This is a genomic window from uncultured Roseovarius sp., assembly GCF_963972555.1.
Taxonomy (GTDB): domain Bacteria; phylum Pseudomonadota; class Alphaproteobacteria; order Rhodobacterales; family Rhodobacteraceae; genus Roseovarius; species Roseovarius mucosus.
On record NZ_CAXAUM010000007.1, the window covers coordinates 41,383 to 56,647 of the forward strand.

Here is a 15,265-nt window from a genome sequence, read left to right on the forward strand (position 1 = left end):
CGGCAGCATCAGCCGCGCCGCATCGCTTGAAACGCCGCCGACGCGCCCCAGCCCGCCGCGATGGCAATAGCCAGAGACATCAAGCCGTAAACCAGCGGCTGCTGGCGCGACAGGGTGTAGAGCCAGCGTTCCAACCCCACTTTCTGGACGTCGATCACTGTCTCAAGTTGTGACACCACGCGCCCCTCTCGGGTCAGGAATATCCTGGTCAGATACTCACCTTCGGTCAGATTGGCCGGGAGTTGGATCGCGCCGCGAAAGAGCGTTTCCTGATCCAGCACCACGGCGCCTTCGCGCATGGCATAGGCCCCTTGATCGCGCCGGATGCGGATCAGGGCGTCCGTGAACCGCTCGGCATCCTCGGCCATGCTGGCCGCGCCCACGGACCGGATCGCGCGCGGGATCGAGACGCGATGACGCAGATCCTCGGTATCGGACATGACCTTGTCCAGCGGGCCCGTCGTGGCCACGGCATAAAAACTGGGCGCAGAATCAAGAACAACCACATCGGTATTGACCCATATCCCAAAGCGACGGTCCTTGCGCCGCACGGTGACGGGCTCTGACGGCCCTGCGACGGCGATGACGACGTCCAGCGGAACATCGGGAATCGGCTCTTCCCGCTTGACCGCGCCAAAGATCAGGATCTCGGAACCCTCAAATGTAGCGGTGATGGCGACCTTGTCCTTGCTCAAGCCCAACACGACCTCTTCGGCACGGAGTGGCAGGGCGGCGAAGCAAAGCAAGAGCACCAGACGCCAGAGCATCATGCGCCCTCGCCCGCACCAAGCGAGTAGAGTTCCGATGGCGTGATCAAGAGATCCAAGGCCAGCTTGCCACAGACCGCGAGAACCATGATCGCAAGGAGGATGCGCAATTGCTCGGCCTTCATCCGGGTACCGATCGACGTGCCAAACTGCGCGCCGATCACGCCTCCCACCAGCAAGAGCACAGCGAGTGCAATATCCACCGTGTAATTGGTCGTCGCATGCAGGAGCGTGGTAAAGGCCGTCACGAATATGATCTGAAAGAGCGAGGTGCCCACGACCACTTTGGTCGGCATCCCCAGGATATAGATCATCGCGGGCACCATGATGAACCCGCCACCGACACCCATGATTGCCGCCAGAACACCCACACTGGTCCCCACCAGAAGCGGCGGGATCACCGAGATATAGAGGCCGCTGGTCCGAAACCGCATCTTGAACGGCAGGCGATGCACCCAGCCGTGCTTCTTGCGCTTAGGGGGCACACCGCGCCGGGTGTTGCGGATGGCGCGCAGGCTCTCGAAAAACATCATGCCGCCGATGACGCCCAGAAAGACCACATAGCACAGAGTGACCAGCAGATCGACTTGGCCCAACGACTTGAGATAGTTGAACACCATCACCCCGAGGGCAGCCCCGATAAGGCCGCCTATGAGCAGCACTGTTCCCATCTCGAGATCGACAGTCTTGCGCCTGAAATGTGCCAGCACGGCAGAAAAGGAGGCGGCCATGATCTGATTGGCCCCCGTGGCCACCGCAACAGCAGGCGGGATACCGACAAGAAACAGAAGCGGCGTGAGAATGAAACCTCCGCCCACCCCGAACATGCCCGAGAGAATCCCCACAAGACCGCCCAACCCCAAAAGGAGAAAGGCGTTGACCGACACCTCGGCTATGGGGAGGTAAATCTGCATGGCAATTCCTAGCCCCATGTCCTGTCGCTTTGCAAGGGCGGGGGGCGTGCAGAGCCGTGCAGGTCTGATGATTTTCTTGCAACTGGACCTATCTCAGGGCCATTCTCATCAGACCAGCGTTTTGCTCAGGATCAAGGCGGCGACCTTGGGCCCTTGGTTGCGGGCATAATATCCGGCGCGGCGCGCGGTTTCCCGATAGCCTGCGGCGCGATAGAGCGCCAATGCGGGAGCATTGTCCTCGGCCACCTCGAGAAAAGCCGTGATTGCGCCGCGTGCCCGCGCGCGTGCCTCAAAGGCGCTCAGACAGGCCCGCGCCAGACCTTTGCGCCGATGATCGGGGTCGGTGGCGAGCGTCAGCACTTCGGCCTCGTCCGCGATCACACGACCAAGAATGAACGCCCGCGCGTCGCCCACGGCAAAAACGAAGGCACTGTCCAGAAGCGTCGCGAATTCCTCGGCAGACCAGGCGCGGCCCGAATTGGCAAAGGCGCGGGCGTGGCAGGTGGCGAGGGCTTCAGGCGTCATCAAGAACCACTGGCGGCAAATCGCGCGCGGGGGCGGCATCGGCGGGGCGCACATAAAGCGGCGCAGGCGGCGGGCTTTCCTGCGGTGCCTGAACGGCCAGACACGCCATCAGTTCAGCCAGGTGGGCGGGATCGGGCGGCAGGACAGGATCGGCGACAGTGGCGATCTCCACCAGTTCCGGCACATCCTTGCCGGTCTGGATATAGGCCATGTCACGAGGCGCTGGCACGCAGGGCGTCCCCGTGCCCCCCTGTGCGCGGATTGCGTCAAGCGTGCTGATTCCGATTGTCGGAATCCCAAGGCTGAGGGCCAGACCCCGTGCGGTCGCCACGGAAATTCGAATGCCAGTGAAATTTCCGGGACCGACTCCCACACCGATACGGTCAAGGTCGGACCATGTGATCCCGGCCTGATCCAGAATCTCCTGCAACAGAGGCATGAGGCGTTCGGCCTGTCCGCGCCCCATCACTTCGGTACGCGCAACCAAGACCTGATTCCCCCGCAACAAAGCGGCCGCGCAATGCGCGGCCGATGTGTCAAACGCCAGGATCAGTGGCTCAGAGACCAACAGGACGCACCTCTGTCACCTCGGGGATGTAATGGCGCAGCAGGTTCTCGATTCCCATCTTGAGCGTGATGGTCGAAGACGGACAACCCGCACAAGCACCCTGCATGTGAAGATAGACGACACCGCGGTCAAAGCCGTGAAAGGTAATGTCGCCCCCATCCTGCGCCACGGCCGGGCGCACGCGGGTGTCGAGCAATTCCTTGATCTGGTTCACGATCACCGAATCCTCGCCGCTGTGTTCGGCATGACCCGACGCACCGCCGCCCTCGCCCAGCATGACCGGCTGACCGGATTGGTAATGTTCCATGATCGCACCCAGAATAGCGGGTTTGATATGGTCCCATTCGATCGCCTCACCTTTGGTTACGGTGACGAAATCATTGCCGAAAAACACACCCGAAACGCCCGGCACGCGGAAAATACGCTCAGCCAACGGGGAGCTACCGGATTTCTCGGCACTCGGGAAATCTGCGGTGCCAGCCTCGAGCACGGTCTGACCGGGCAGGAATTTCAGTGTCGCGGGATTGGGTGTGGATTCGGTCTGGATGAACATGGCGCGCCCTTTCGTGGTTGCCCAAGATATGCGCCCGACGCCCCGTGCTGTCAAGGATTGGAACGATTCTAAACTGGGGCGGAAGCACCTCAGGTGATGGCCTCGAGCCTTTCTTTGGTCAGATCGCCTGGCACGATGGTAATGGGGATTGGCAGGGTGCCGGCGGTCTTGGTCAGTTGCGTGACCAGCGGGCCCGGGCCTTTCTTGCCAGTGGCGGCCCCTAGAACCAGCACGCCGATCGCCGGGTCATCCTGGACCTGCGCGATGATCTCGACCGCCGGATCACCTTCGCGGATCACCAGCTCCGGGTTGATCCCCTGCTTGTCGCGCATCCATTTGGCAAAGACCTCGAAATGCGCCTCGATCCGCTCGCGCTGTTCCTCGCGCATAAGGTCACCCACCCCGATCCAGTGGTTGAATTCCTCGGGCGGGATCACCGCGAGGATTTCCACCCCGGCCCCGGTGTGGGCGGCGCGCATAGCGGCAAAGCGCATCGCATTGAGACATTCGCGGCTGTCATCCAGCACGACGAGAAACTTGCGCATCGGTCTATCTCCTCAGGCGCGCATCATGCCGTGGATTTTTCGCCGGGGCAATCGCAGAGTCGGGGGGCGCTGCCCCCCGGACCCCCCGAGGTATTTGAGGCCAGATGAAGCCGGGGCGGCATTAGTCAAAGGTTCCGGCGACCCGGCCCAAGAGCATGAAGGCGCGGGCGGTGCGGGTTTCGGAAAGCTCCGAAATTTCGGCATCACTCGCGGTCTCGGCAAACTGGGTAAACATCTTGTCAAAGCGACGCAGGAAATGATGCGCCGCATCGCGAAAGATCATGTCCTGCTTCATTCGGGCCGCCGTCAACGCCAGAGACGAGCGGTCGCGGATACCGCCCAAGGCGGCGATGGTGCGACCACGCTCTCCCCCGGCAAAGCGGCGCCATACCTCGGGGCGGGCCATATCGGGGCGCAGATCGTCCATATAGATGCCATCATGTGACATCAACGTCAGGATATCCTGTGAGGCGCGGATCAATTGAGCGGTGGGCCGATCCTTGAGCGCGCGACGCAGAGCGGCAAAGCCGACCTTGTCCTCGGGGTTGTCGGGGAAATTCAGAGCGCGAATAAAATCAGCGCGCTCGAGTGGGGCCTGAATATCCTCGGCAGAGGTACCAAGCGGCAGCGACACCTGATCGCCGGGGTCGCTGGGCGAGGGGACCGGGGCCAGTATCGGGCGCGGTTCGGGTATGCCCGCACGGATCGAGGAAAACGTCGCCAATGCCGTTTCGGTTTTGCGTTGAGCGGCGGCGATTTCGTCGAGCTTTTGGCTGACAGTCTTGTCCACGGCTTGACCAATCGTCTGGCTCTGAGCAACATAGGCCGCGCGGATTGCGTCAATGGCCGCGCGCAGGCGGCGGCTCTCCTCGCGCATCACGCGGCTGGTGCGGGCGGCAGTCGCCCCAACCCAAATCATCGCCACAGGCATGAAGACCGCAATCAAAACGATGACGAATTGCAGCGCGCCGCCGCCAGTTTCCTCTCGTGGGGTAAGAACCAGAAAAAACACCGCTGAGCCTAAAAGCCACAGCGCAGAAAGAGCCACCGCAATCCATTCGATCGAGGTGACTCCTTCGGCTTCGGATTTTGAGTCAAACCCCGTGGCGGGGCTATTTTCGGTGCGGGCTGGGCGCATGATAGGGTGCCTGATCAGATATAGGCGACCTTTATCACCTCATAGCCGCGATCACCACCGGGCGTTCGCACTTCGACGCTATCGCCCTCTTCTTTGCCGATGAGCGCCCGGGCAATCGGCGATTTTATGTTCAAAAGCCCTTTTTCGATGCTGGCCTCATGCTCGCCCACGATCTGATAGGTGCGTTCTTCGCCGGAGTCCTCGTCCACCAGCGTCACGGTTGCGCCGAACTTGATCGGGCCCGACAGCTTGGCCGGGTCGATCACCTCGGCAAGGCTCAGGATACCCTCGAGTTCCTTGATGCGGCCTTCGATGAAGGACTGTTTCTCCTTGGCGGAATGATACTCGGCATTCTCGCTCAGGTCACCATGCTCGCGCGCCTCGGCAATCGCACGGATGATCGCCGGTCGCTCGACCGATTTCAGCTGCTTCAACTCGACCTCAAGCGCGGCATGGCCGCCAGCCGTCATCGGTATCTTTTCCATATCAACCGTCCATTGTCAGAAGCGGGGCCGCTGGATAGCAGGCCCCGTCACATCACATCTCGAATTTCGAAGCAGATTGCCCGAAGCGCGCGCCCGATTGCAAGAGCGGATCGCGGAGAGCGCGAGATTAGGCCGCTGTCGCGTGACAAATTGCCGTTTTCCAATTGGTTTTACGTCGTGTTTCAATTGACGCTTGACACATGCGCAGGCTAGTCACACTCGCAACTTTGTTGCGCGACAAGCCTTGATAGCCGCGCCCCGGGAAAAGGATGAGGACGATGACCGAGACAACACGCGAGACGATGGAATATGACGTTGTGATCGTGGGCGCGGGCCCGGCCGGTCTCTCGGCGGCGATCCGCCTCAAGCGGCTTGATCCCGATTGCGCCGTTGTGGTGCTTGAAAAGGGGTCAGAGGTGGGGGCGCATATCCTGTCCGGCGCGGTGCTGGATCCCTGCGGTCTTGATGCGCTGATCCCGGATTGGAAAGAGCGCGGCGCGCCGCTCAACACGCCGGTGACCGAGGACAACTTTTACATGCTGGGCGAGGCGGGCAAGATCCGGGTGCCGAATTTGCCGATGCCCCCCCTGATGAACAATCACGGCAATTACATCGTCTCGATGGGCAATGTCTGTCGTTGGATGGCCGAACAGGCCGAGGAACTGGGCGTCGAGATCTTCCCGGGTATGTCCTGTTCCGAGCTGGTTTTTGGCGAGCACGGCGAGGTCAAGGGCGTCGTGGCTGGCGAGTTCGGCAAGAACGAAGACGGCACCCCCGGCCCGAATTACGAGCCGGGGATGGAATTGCACGGCAAATACGTGTTCCTGAGCGAGGGGGTGCGCGGTTCGCTCGCAAAAGAGGTCATCGCCAAATACGATCTCTCCAAGGGCAAGGAGCCGCAGAAATTCGGCCTCGGCATGAAGGAGATCTGGGAGATCGACCCCGCCAAGCATCGTCCCGGCACAGTCACGCATACGATGGGCTGGCCGCTTGGCAGCAACGCCGGTGGCGGATCGTTCATCTATCACCTTGAGAACAATCAGGTCTATGTGGGTTTCGTGGTGCACCTGAACTACAAAAACCCCTACCTTTTCCCCTATATGGAATTCCAGCGGTTCAAGCATCATCCGATGGTGGCCGATCTGCTCAAGGGCGGCAAGCGCGTGGCCTACGGCGCGCGCGCTATTTCCGAAGGCGGATATCAGTCTATGCCCAAGATGGTTGCTCCGGGCGTGGCGCTCTTGGGGTGCTCGGTGGGCATGGTCAACGTGCCGCGCATCAAGGGCAACCACAACGCCATGCTCTCGGGCAAAGCCGCCGCAGAGGCGGCGCATGCCGCGCTGGCCGCAGGGCGCGCCAGCGATGAGTTGAGCGATTACGAGACCGAAGTGCGCAGCGGTGCGATCGGTAAGGACCTCAAAAAGGTCCGCAACGTCAAGCCGCTCTGGTCGAAATATGGCCTTCTGGCCTCGCTCGGCCTTGGTGGGTTCGATATGTGGACCAACACCATCGGGTTCAGCCTGCTGGGCACGCTGAGCCATGGCAAGACCGATGCCGCCGCGACCGAACCGGCAGCGAAACACAAGCCCATCGACTATCCCAAACCCGATGGAAAGCTGAGCTTTGACCGGCTGACCAATGTCAGCTTCTCGATGACCAATCACGAGGAAAGTCAGCCCGCGCACCTGCACTTGAAAGATTCATCGGTGCCAATTGGCGTGAACCTGCCGAAATATGACGAACCCGCGCAGCGCTATTGCCCGGCGGGCGTTTATGAGGTGGTTCGCGAAGAGGGCAAGGACCCGCGTTTCGTCATCAACTTTCAGAACTGCGTGCATTGCAAGACCTGCGATATCAAGGACCCGAGCCAGAACATCAACTGGGTCACGCCGCAGGGTGGGGATGGGCCAAACTATCCCAATATGTAAGCAGAACGTGATGTTCGGGAATGCGGCGTGGCAATTGTGCCGCGCCGCATTGCCTTGGGGGGGCGGGCATATTACGTTTGCATCGAACCGGACCATAAAAGGCAGGACAGCGTGACCTATCGACCCCTTACGGCGCTTGCATTCACCGCCCTTTTGCAGGTCATGCCCCTGCCCCTCATGGCAGAGCCATCCGCCGGGGCCTATCTTGCAGCGCAACAGGCACGCGCGACGGGCGATTTTTCCGCCGCCGCCCAGTATTATGCGCAGGCACTCACCCGCGATCCATCCAATCCGGCGCTGCTTGAAAATGCGACTGTGGCCTATCTTGCCCTGGGCAAGCTGGAGCCTGCGGTTGCCGTCGCACGCAAAATCGAGGCGGACGGGCTGCGAAGCCAGGTAAGCCAGATGGCGCTTGTTGCCGACGAGACGCGAAGAGGGCAATGGGATGCGCTCTTGAAGCGGATCGAAGAGGGGCGCGGGGTTGGCGATCTTGCAGATGGGATGATTTCCGCATGGGCCGATCTGGGCAAGGGCGACATGACATCGGCGCTGTCGCGATTCGATGCCGTGGCGCAAGAGCGCGGACTGCGCAGCTTTGCAATTTACCACAAAGCTTTGGCGCTGGCTTCGGTTGGGGATTTCGAAGGCGCGGACAAAGTGTTCAGCGGCGAGGATGATGGACCCATTCAGCGCACACGGCGCGGTGTTATCGGCTGGTCACAGGTTCTGAGCCAACTGGGTGAACAGGAGCGCGCAGTCACCATTATCGACGATACATTTGGCACCGATCTCGATCCCGAGATTGAAACCCTCCGCGCACGGCTCGCGGCGGGAGAGAGCGTGCCATTCAATCTGGTCAACAGCGCGTCGGACGGGGTTGCCGAAGTATTTTTCTCGCTCGGTCGCGCGCTCATGCAAGAGGCCAATGACGAATATGTCCTGATCTATGCCCGTGTGGCAGAGATGATCAAGCCTGCCCATGTCGATGCGGTGTTGATGGCCGCTGACCTATTAGAGGATCTGGAGCGGTTCGATCTGGCCATTGAAGCCTATAAAAAAGTGCCGCGCGATCATCCCTCGTATCATCTGGCGGAACTCGGGCGCAGCGACGTGTTGCGCCGCGCAGGCAAACCGGACGCGGCCATCGAAGTGCTGGAGCAATTGGCGCGAGACTATCCCAACCTAGCGGAGGTGCATGTTGCGGTTGGCGACCTCTACCGGTCACAAGAGAACTTTGCTGCCGCGGTGCCAGCCTATGACCAAGCGCTCGATCTCTATCAGGCGCGGGGCAACGATCAGTGGTTCGTGCGTTATGCCCGCGCCATCAGCCACGAGCGGCTGGACAACTGGCCCGAAGCCGAGGCCGATTTTCGTCGTGCATTGGAATTGAACCCGGATCATCCGCAGGTATTGAATTATCTCGGCTACACGATGGTGGAAAAGCAGATCAATCTAGATGAGGCGTTGAACATGATCGAGCGCGCCGTCGCGGCACAGCCCGACAGCGGCTATATCGTCGATAGTCTGGGATGGGTGCTCTATCGTCTTGGACGCTATGAAGAGGCCATCGTGCAGATGGAGCGCGCCGCCGAGTTGATGCCGACCGATCCGGTGGTCAATGACCATCTTGGAGATGTTCTCTGGGCTGTGGGCCGCAAGGTAGAGGCGCGGTTTCAGTGGAAACGCGCATTGTCCCTGAATGAAAGCGAACCCTCGCCCGACCTGGAGCCAGAGCGCGTGCGCCGCAAGCTGGAAGTCGGGCTGGATCAGGTGCTGAAGGACGAAGGCGCGGAGCCGCTGAAACTTGTCAAAGATGGCAACTGACGGATTCGCCCCCGCCAAGATAAACATATCATTGCATGTCACCGGGCGTCGGCCGGATGGCTACCACCTGCTTGATTCCCTGGTGGTCTTTGCCGATATGGGCGACCGCCTGCGCCTGCGACTTGCGCCCGAACCTCTGCTAAGCGTGACCGGTCCGATGGCCGAGGGTGTGCCGACGGGCGCTGGCAACCTTGTGCTGCGGGCGGCTGCACTGATGGGGATCACCGCGGATATAACGCTCGAAAAGCATCTGCCAGCCGCGGCGGGCATTGGCGGTGGGTCCAGCGATGCGGCGGCCTGTCTGCGCGCGCTCTCGGAGATGTGCCGTCTGCCGGTGCCAAGCGATGTCTCGGCGCTTGGGGCCGATGTGCCGGTTTGCCTGATTGCACGCGCCGCGCGGATGCGCGGGATTGGCGAGGAGGTCGTGCCGTTGGACGGCTTGCCCACGCTTGATGCCGTGCTGGTCAATCCCGGTGTTCCGGTCTCGACGCCAGCGATCTTTCGCAGGCTTACACAGCGCGCCAATCCGGCGATGCCTGCGCAATTGCCCAAATGGCCTGACGCCGCCGCTCTGATCGACTGGCTGGGCGCGCAGCGCAACGACCTGCAAGATGCGGCTATTGCCGAAGCGCCGGTGGTGGCCAATGTCCTGCAAGAGATCGCATCGTCCCAGCACTGTGCCCTTGCGCGGATGTCCGGATCAGGAGCCACCTGTTTCGGGCTCTATCCCGATGCCGCGACCGCCACGCGCGCCGCGCAGGCGCTGAGTGCCGCACACCCCGGTTGGTGGGTGCAGGCCACGCGGCTTAGCTGATCCGCGCCACCACATAGCCAGCAAGCGCATCAAGCATGCGCCGCACCGGATGATCCGGCAACACGGAAATCGCGCTGCGCGCACGTGCGGCCCATTCCAGCGCTTCGGCGCGGGTTTGCTCCAGGGCCCCATGTGATCGCATCAGCGTCAAGGCATGCTCCAGATCGCCCTCTTGTTGATCGCCCTTTTCGATGGCGCGTTTCCAGAAAGCGCGCTCTTCGGCATTGGCTGCTGCCACCGCCTTGATCACCGGCAGGGTCAGTTTGCGCTCACGGAAATCATCACCGACGTTCTTGCCGGTGGATTTGACGTCGCCCTGATAATCAAGCAGGTCATCGACGATCTGAAAGGCGATCCCGAGCGCATCGCCATACTCGAAGAGCGCCTTGACGTGATCCTCTGGCGCGCCCGCAATCACGCCCCCCACTTCGGTCGCGGCAGAAAAGAGCGCCGCTGTCTTGCCGCGCACCACTTGGAGATAGATTTCCTCGGTCGTTGCCAGGTCTTGCGCCGCGCTCAGTTGCAGCACCTCGCCCTCGGCAATCGTAGCCGAGGCGTTGGAGAGAATGTCGAGAACCCGGAGCGATCCGGGCTCGACCATCAACTGAAAAGCACGGGCGAAAAGATAGTCGCCCACTAGCACGCTGGATTTATTGTCCCAAAGCAGGTTGGCGGTGGGGCGCCCGCGCCGCTGAGCGCTCTCATCCACCACGTCATCATGCAGAAGCGTGGCCGTGTGAATGAACTCAACCGTCGCCGCCAGATGCACATCGAAGGGACCATCGTAACCACAGAGATCCGCCGCTGCCAGAACCAGCATCGGGCGCAGGCGCTTGCCCCCTGCCTCGACCAGATGCGCGGTCACTTGCGGGATGCGCGGTGCATGGCGGGACGCCATCCGCTCGCGGATCAAGAGATTGACCGCATCCATCCTGACCGCAAGATGCGCGGCCAATTGTTCGTGCGGTTTCGTGGCGATTTCATCCAATCCCATAAGTCCCCCGTCAACATGGCTCGACATAGTGCGCGCCCTGCTCTTATCTATGGCCCATGAAACAGCTTTTGCGAACCAATGACATTGCGTCCATCGCCTTTGCTCAGGCTCTTCTTCAGGGCGAGGGTATAGACTGCTTTGAAATGGACGTAAACATGAGCATCCTTGAGGGTTCGATCGGTGTCTTCCCACGGCGCCTGATGGTCGCCAATGAGGATTATGAGGACGCGCGGATCACGCTCATAGACAATGGGTTCTCGCTTGAGGGCTGAGCCTTTTGCCGAGGAAGACCTGAGTCACGACGCCTTTTTTGGGGGCCGTCTGCGGATTGCGCAACCAAGGACAGGTTATCGTGCCGGGATTGATCCGGTGCTGCTGGCAGCCAGCGTGCCAGCCCGGGCGGGTCAGAGCCTGCTTGATCTGGGGTGCGGATCGGGAATCGCCGCGCTTTGCGTTGCGGCGCGGGTGCCGGGCGTCGTGCTTGCGGGGCTGGAGATTCAGCCCGCCTATGTGGCCCTCGCACTCCGAAACTCTGCGGCCAACGGTCTGTCGCTCGAGGTAACAGAGGGCGACATTGCCGACATGCCCGCCGCCCTGCGCGCGAAGCAATTCGATCACGTGATCGCCAACCCTCCCTATTTCGACCGAAGCCACAGCACCGCAGCCGAGGATGCCGGCCGCGAGCGGGCGATGGGCGAGGCGCTACCGCTGGCGGACTGGGTGCGCGCCGCGGCCAGACGCACGCGCGCAGGGGGCACCGCGACCTTCATTCAGAGGGCAGAGCGATTGCCGGATCTTCTGGCGGCGATGGCGGCACATCTGGGCAGCATCGAGATTCTGCCGCTGATACCGCGCCGGGGCCGTGCGGCGCGGCTGATTCTGCTTCGGGGGCGCAAGAACGGACGCGCAGCACTACGACTGCACGATGGCTGGCTGCTGCACACCGGAGAAAATCACGGGCAGGATGGAGAAGATTACACCGCCGCCACCTCGGATGTGCTCAGGAAGGCGGCAGCGCTGCCATTCCCTGCCTGATTTACTTAAAATGCCGCAGGCAAAGCGCCGCGCAGTTTGCAAGTGCAGCGTGACAGTATTGTAAAAATGTGGTGCACTTCCCATGTCGAATAGACACACCCACACCACAGAGGAGACTGCCCATGAGCTTGAGTTCGCATATCGAAGAACTGAAGAAGAAACATCTCGCGCTCTCGGAACAAGTGGAACGGGCGCAGCGCGCGCCGGGCAGCAGCACGCTGGAAATCGCGGAGCTGAAAAAGCAGAAACTCAAGATCAAGGAAGAAATCGAGCGCCTTTCTGTCAGCGCCTGACAGCGCCGTTTCTCTCATCACGGGTCTTGTCCGCTGGCTTGCGGACAAGGCCTTTTTCATGCGCTGCGGCATTGCGCGTCACATAACCACCCGGCAGGTAAGATTGATCCGCCCTCCCCCGCGCAAGAGGCTGGAACTGCCGGGTCTGATCCGGTCAATCCCGTGATAAACCAACCGCGCCGCACCCCCCATCACCACCACATCGCCAGACGCGAGCCAGAGAGAGTCGGTCTTGCCGCCACGTGTCAGATTGCCGATGCGAAAGAGCGCGTCATCCCCCAAAGAGACCGACAGCACCGGCCAACTGAAATCGACCTCGTCGCGATCCTGATGGAGACCCATGCGCGCCTCTGTCGTGTAATGATTGATCAAGCAACAATCGGGAAGGCGCGTTTCGCTAACCAAGGCACGCCAGATTGCTAGAACAGGCTCGGGAATCGGAGGCCAGGCCATACCGTTCGGATGGTGGCGAGCATAACGATACCCTTGCGCGTCACTGATCCAGCCATAGCGGCCCGCCGAGGTCATTCGCACACTCATCGCGCGGCCGGTGGGCGTCACGGGCTGAAAGAGCGGTGCTCTAGCCACGACATCGCGCAAAGCGGTAACAAGTGCCGCCTGTTCCCCAAGATCAAGCCACCCTTTGTAGATTGCGACATCCCGCAGAATCAGCGTGGGCTCTGACATCCTCTGTCTCCTTTTGTGCCGAACAGCACCAATTCGGACCAAATTCGAGGAATTGCCCCGCAGCCACCGCTTGCAGGGGCACAATCCCCTGCCTATATACGCCCGGAAACACTGGTCACGCTACGAGCAGACCTGTAATTCACCGGGGGCCGGATGCCGGAACGGGTCGGGCCTCTGTCACATCGCCTAAGTTAGAAGGGATCGAACAACATGGCCAAAGTTATTGGTATTGACCTCGGCACCACCAACAGCTGCGTCGCGATCATGGACGGCTCTCAGGCCCGCGTGATCGAAAACTCCGAAGGTGCGCGCACCACCCCCTCCATCGTCGCATTCACAGAGACAGAGCGTCTTGTGGGTCAGCCGGCCAAACGGCAGGCCGTGACCAATCCGGAAAACACGATCTTTGGTGTGAAGCGCCTTATCGGCCGTCGCGCTGACGACACCTATCTCGCCAAAGACAAGAAGAACATGCCGTTTACCGTGATTGACGGTGGCAACGGCGACGCTTGGGTTCAGGCGCGTGGCGAAAAGTATAGCCCGTCGCAGATTTCCGCGTTTATCCTGGGCAAGATGAAAGAAACCGCCGAGAGCTATCTCGGCGAAGAGGTGACGCAGGCCGTCATCACCGTGCCCGCCTATTTCAACGACGCACAGCGTCAGGCCACAAAGGATGCCGGCAAGATTGCCGGTCTCGAAGTGCTGCGCATCATCAACGAGCCGACAGCGGCTGCGTTGGCCTATGGTCTCGACAAGAAAGATACGCATACCATCGCCGTCTATGACCTTGGCGGCGGCACATTTGACGTGACCATCCTCGAGATTGACGATGGTCTCTTTGAGGTGAAGTCCACCAATGGCGACACCTTCCTTGGCGGTGAAGACTTTGACATGCGGATCGTCAACTACCTCGCCGAGGAGTTCAAGAAAGAGCATGGCGTTGACCTGACCAAGGACAAGATGGCGCTTCAGCGCCTAAAGGAAGCGGCAGAAAAGGCCAAGATCGAGCTGTCCAGCTCTTCGCAGACGGAAATCAACCAGCCGTTCATCTCGATGGGGTCGAACGGCCAGCCGCTGCACATGGTCGTCAAGCTGACCCGCGCCAAGCTCGAAAGCCTGGTTGGGGATCTCATCACCGCCTCGCTCAAGCCCTGCAAGGCCGCGCTCAAGGATGCTGGCCTGACAGCGGCGGATATCGACGAGGTGGTCCTTGTTGGCGGTATGACCCGCATGCCGCGCGTGGTCGAGGAAGTGACCAAGTTCTTTGGCAAAGAGCCGCATAAGGGTGTGAACCCCGATGAGGTGGTTGCCATGGGTGCGGCCATTCAGGCCGGTGTGCTTCAGGGGGACGTCAAGGATGTGGTCCTGCTCGACGTGACGCCGCTGTCGCTCGGGATCGAGACCCTTGGAGGCGTGTTCACGCGCCTGATCGACCGCAACACGACCATTCCGACCAACAAGAGTCAGATCTTCTCGACAGCCGAGGACAACCAGTCGGCTGTGACGATCCGCGTGTTCCAAGGCGAGCGGGAAATGGCGGCGGACAACAAGATGCTGGGCCAGTTCAATCTGGAACACATCCCGCCCGCACCGCGCGGCATGCCCCAGATCGAAGTGACATTCGACATCGACGCGAACGGCATCGTGTCGGTGTCGGCCAAGGACAAGGGCACCAACAAGGAACAGAAGATCACGATTCAGGCGTCGGGCGGTCTGTCGGACGAAGACATCGAAAAGATGATCAAGGACGCCGAAGAGAATGCCGAGGCCGACAAGGCCCGTCGCGAGTTGGTCGAAGCCCGGAATCAGGCCGAAAGCCTTATCAACGCGACGGAAAAGTCGATCGAGGAGCATGGCGACAAGGTCGATCCGACCACGGTCGAGGCGATCGAACTGGCCATTGCCGCGCTCAAGGACGAACTTGAGACCGACAATGTCGGCAAGATCAAATCTGGCATCCAGAACGTGGCCGAAGCGTCGATGAAGCTGGGAGAGGCGATCTACAAGTCAAGCCAGAGCGAGTCTGACGACGAGCCGCGTGCAGCCGATCGCGGCGGCGACGAGGATGATATCCTTGACGCCGATTTCGAGGATCTCGACGACAACAAGCGCGCCTGAGGCCCGTCTTGACCCACTGGGACCGATCCGGAATTGCACCGGACCGGTCCCGACAGGGTTATACCAAGGAGATCCCC

At 61.0% G+C, this 15,265-nt stretch carries 17 protein-coding genes; 7 read left to right on the top strand and 10 right to left on the bottom strand.

What is annotated here, in order from left to right:
• Positions 1-8: 8 nt before the first annotated feature.
• From AACZ65_RS08765 to greA, 8 genes are all read right to left on the bottom strand, one after another.
• Positions 9-767: a TIGR02186 family protein gene (locus tag AACZ65_RS08765; RefSeq protein ID WP_206018491.1), complete on the bottom strand. Its 759-nt coding sequence runs from the start codon at positions 765-767 to the stop codon at positions 9-11.
• Positions 767-1,681 (bottom strand): sulfite exporter TauE/SafE family protein, encoded by a 915-nt coding sequence (locus tag AACZ65_RS08770; protein WP_037276565.1) that lies wholly within the window; start codon positions 1,679-1,681, stop codon positions 767-769. Before AACZ65_RS08770 ends, AACZ65_RS08765 begins: the two co-directional genes overlap by 1 nt.
• 108 nt (positions 1,682-1,789) lie before the next feature.
• Complete coding sequence (locus AACZ65_RS08775) at positions 1,790-2,206, bottom strand: GNAT family N-acetyltransferase (protein WP_339669965.1); 417 nt, start codon at positions 2,204-2,206, stop codon at positions 1,790-1,792.
• On the bottom strand, positions 2,196-2,774 hold the full coding sequence (tsaB, locus tag AACZ65_RS08780) for a tRNA (adenosine(37)-N6)-threonylcarbamoyltransferase complex dimerization subunit type 1 TsaB (RefSeq protein ID WP_339669967.1): 579 nt from the start codon (positions 2,772-2,774) through the stop codon (positions 2,196-2,198). The genes AACZ65_RS08775 and tsaB overlap by 11 nt, the downstream gene beginning before the upstream one ends.
• On the bottom strand, positions 2,764-3,327 hold the full coding sequence (locus tag AACZ65_RS08785; RefSeq protein WP_296638291.1) for a NifU family protein: 564 nt from the start codon (positions 3,325-3,327) through the stop codon (positions 2,764-2,766). Before AACZ65_RS08785 ends, tsaB begins: the two co-directional genes overlap by 11 nt.
• Before the next feature lie 89 nt (positions 3,328-3,416).
• Positions 3,417-3,872, bottom strand: coding sequence for a universal stress protein (locus AACZ65_RS08790; RefSeq protein ID WP_008281314.1), 456 nt, complete (start codon positions 3,870-3,872; stop codon positions 3,417-3,419).
• 121 nt (positions 3,873-3,993) lie between these two features.
• Positions 3,994-5,010, bottom strand: coding sequence for a hypothetical protein (locus AACZ65_RS08795; RefSeq protein WP_339669976.1), 1,017 nt, complete (start codon positions 5,008-5,010; stop codon positions 3,994-3,996).
• 14 nt (positions 5,011-5,024) lie between these two features.
• Entirely contained in the window at positions 5,025-5,495 is a 471-nt protein-coding gene (greA, locus tag AACZ65_RS08800) for a transcription elongation factor GreA (protein ID WP_008281312.1), read from the bottom strand.
• A gap of 278 nt (positions 5,496-5,773) precedes the next feature.
• On the opposite strand from greA, the gene AACZ65_RS08805 reads away from it, so the two are divergent.
• The 3 genes from AACZ65_RS08805 to AACZ65_RS08815 all read left to right on the top strand — a co-directional run bounded on the left by AACZ65_RS08805 (position 5,774) and on the right by AACZ65_RS08815 (position 10,061).
• Positions 5,774-7,423 (top strand): electron transfer flavoprotein-ubiquinone oxidoreductase, encoded by a 1,650-nt coding sequence (locus AACZ65_RS08805; protein ID WP_339669980.1) that lies wholly within the window; start codon positions 5,774-5,776, stop codon positions 7,421-7,423.
• 111 nt (positions 7,424-7,534) lie between these two features.
• Complete coding sequence (locus AACZ65_RS08810) at positions 7,535-9,247, top strand: tetratricopeptide repeat protein (protein WP_339669982.1); 1,713 nt, start codon at positions 7,535-7,537, stop codon at positions 9,245-9,247.
• A complete protein-coding gene (locus AACZ65_RS08815) occupies positions 9,237-10,061 on the top strand; it encodes a 4-(cytidine 5'-diphospho)-2-C-methyl-D-erythritol kinase (RefSeq protein ID WP_339669984.1) in 825 nt (274 codons plus the stop codon). Before AACZ65_RS08810 ends, AACZ65_RS08815 begins: the two co-directional genes overlap by 11 nt.
• Here AACZ65_RS08815 and AACZ65_RS08820 read toward each other — a convergent pair.
• Positions 10,054-11,055 (bottom strand): polyprenyl synthetase family protein, encoded by a 1,002-nt coding sequence (locus AACZ65_RS08820; RefSeq protein WP_339670219.1) that lies wholly within the window; start codon positions 11,053-11,055, stop codon positions 10,054-10,056. The two genes, AACZ65_RS08815 and AACZ65_RS08820, sit on opposite strands and share 8 nt — an antisense overlap.
• A gap of 56 nt (positions 11,056-11,111) precedes the next feature.
• Between AACZ65_RS08820 and AACZ65_RS08825 the strand changes: the two genes are divergently transcribed.
• The 3 genes from AACZ65_RS08825 to AACZ65_RS08835 all read left to right on the top strand — a co-directional run bounded on the left by AACZ65_RS08825 (position 11,112) and on the right by AACZ65_RS08835 (position 12,383).
• Positions 11,112-11,327, top strand: a complete 216-nt coding sequence (locus AACZ65_RS08825) for a DUF2007 domain-containing protein (protein ID WP_339669986.1) — start codon at positions 11,112-11,114, stop codon at positions 11,325-11,327.
• The gene (locus tag AACZ65_RS08830; protein ID WP_339669988.1) at positions 11,317-12,090 is read left to right on the top strand and encodes a methyltransferase; all 774 of its coding nucleotides are present in this window, start codon (positions 11,317-11,319) and stop codon (positions 12,088-12,090) included. The genes AACZ65_RS08825 and AACZ65_RS08830 overlap by 11 nt, the downstream gene beginning before the upstream one ends.
• A gap of 122 nt (positions 12,091-12,212) precedes the next feature.
• A complete protein-coding gene (locus tag AACZ65_RS08835) occupies positions 12,213-12,383 on the top strand; it encodes a DUF465 domain-containing protein (protein ID WP_075571776.1) in 171 nt (56 codons plus the stop codon).
• 78 nt (positions 12,384-12,461) lie between these two features.
• Here AACZ65_RS08835 and AACZ65_RS08840 read toward each other — a convergent pair whose 3' ends face one another.
• A complete protein-coding gene (locus AACZ65_RS08840) occupies positions 12,462-13,070 on the bottom strand; it encodes an alpha-ketoglutarate-dependent dioxygenase AlkB (protein ID WP_339669991.1) in 609 nt (202 codons plus the stop codon).
• A 210-nt stretch (positions 13,071-13,280) separates the two neighbouring features.
• On the opposite strand from AACZ65_RS08840, the gene dnaK reads away from it, so the two are divergent.
• Positions 13,281-15,188, top strand: a complete 1,908-nt coding sequence (gene dnaK / locus AACZ65_RS08845) for a molecular chaperone DnaK (protein WP_037276545.1) — start codon at positions 13,281-13,283, stop codon at positions 15,186-15,188.
• The last annotated feature ends 77 nt before the right edge of the window (positions 15,189-15,265 follow it).

Coding starts and splice junctions, on each gene's coding strand:
- AACZ65_RS08765 (WP_206018491.1), bottom strand. CDS start 767: ATGCTCTGGCGTCTGGTGCTCTTGCTTTGCTTCGCCGCCCTGCCACTC.
- AACZ65_RS08770 (WP_037276565.1), bottom strand. CDS start 1,681: ATGCAGATTTACCTCCCCATAGCCGAGGTGTCGGTCAACGCCTTTCTC.
- AACZ65_RS08775 (WP_339669965.1), bottom strand. CDS start 2,206: ATGACGCCTGAAGCCCTCGCCACCTGCCACGCCCGCGCCTTTGCCAAT.
- AACZ65_RS08785 (WP_296638291.1), bottom strand. CDS start 3,327: ATGTTCATCCAGACCGAATCCACACCCAATCCCGCGACACTGAAATTC.
- AACZ65_RS08790 (WP_008281314.1), bottom strand. CDS start 3,872: ATGCGCAAGTTTCTCGTCGTGCTGGATGACAGCCGCGAATGTCTCAAT.
- AACZ65_RS08795 (WP_339669976.1), bottom strand. CDS start 5,010: ATGCGCCCAGCCCGCACCGAAAATAGCCCCGCCACGGGGTTTGACTCA.
- greA (WP_008281312.1), bottom strand. CDS start 5,495: ATGGAAAAGATACCGATGACGGCTGGCGGCCATGCCGCGCTTGAGGTC.
- AACZ65_RS08805 (WP_339669980.1), top strand. CDS start 5,774: ATGACCGAGACAACACGCGAGACGATGGAATATGACGTTGTGATCGTG.
- AACZ65_RS08815 (WP_339669984.1), top strand. CDS start 9,237: ATGGCAACTGACGGATTCGCCCCCGCCAAGATAAACATATCATTGCAT.
- AACZ65_RS08820 (WP_339670219.1), bottom strand. CDS start 11,055: ATGGGATTGGATGAAATCGCCACGAAACCGCACGAACAATTGGCCGCG.
- AACZ65_RS08825 (WP_339669986.1), top strand. CDS start 11,112: ATGAAACAGCTTTTGCGAACCAATGACATTGCGTCCATCGCCTTTGCT.
- AACZ65_RS08835 (WP_075571776.1), top strand. CDS start 12,213: ATGAGCTTGAGTTCGCATATCGAAGAACTGAAGAAGAAACATCTCGCG.
- AACZ65_RS08840 (WP_339669991.1), bottom strand. CDS start 13,070: ATGTCAGAGCCCACGCTGATTCTGCGGGATGTCGCAATCTACAAAGGG.
- dnaK (WP_037276545.1), top strand. CDS start 13,281: ATGGCCAAAGTTATTGGTATTGACCTCGGCACCACCAACAGCTGCGTC.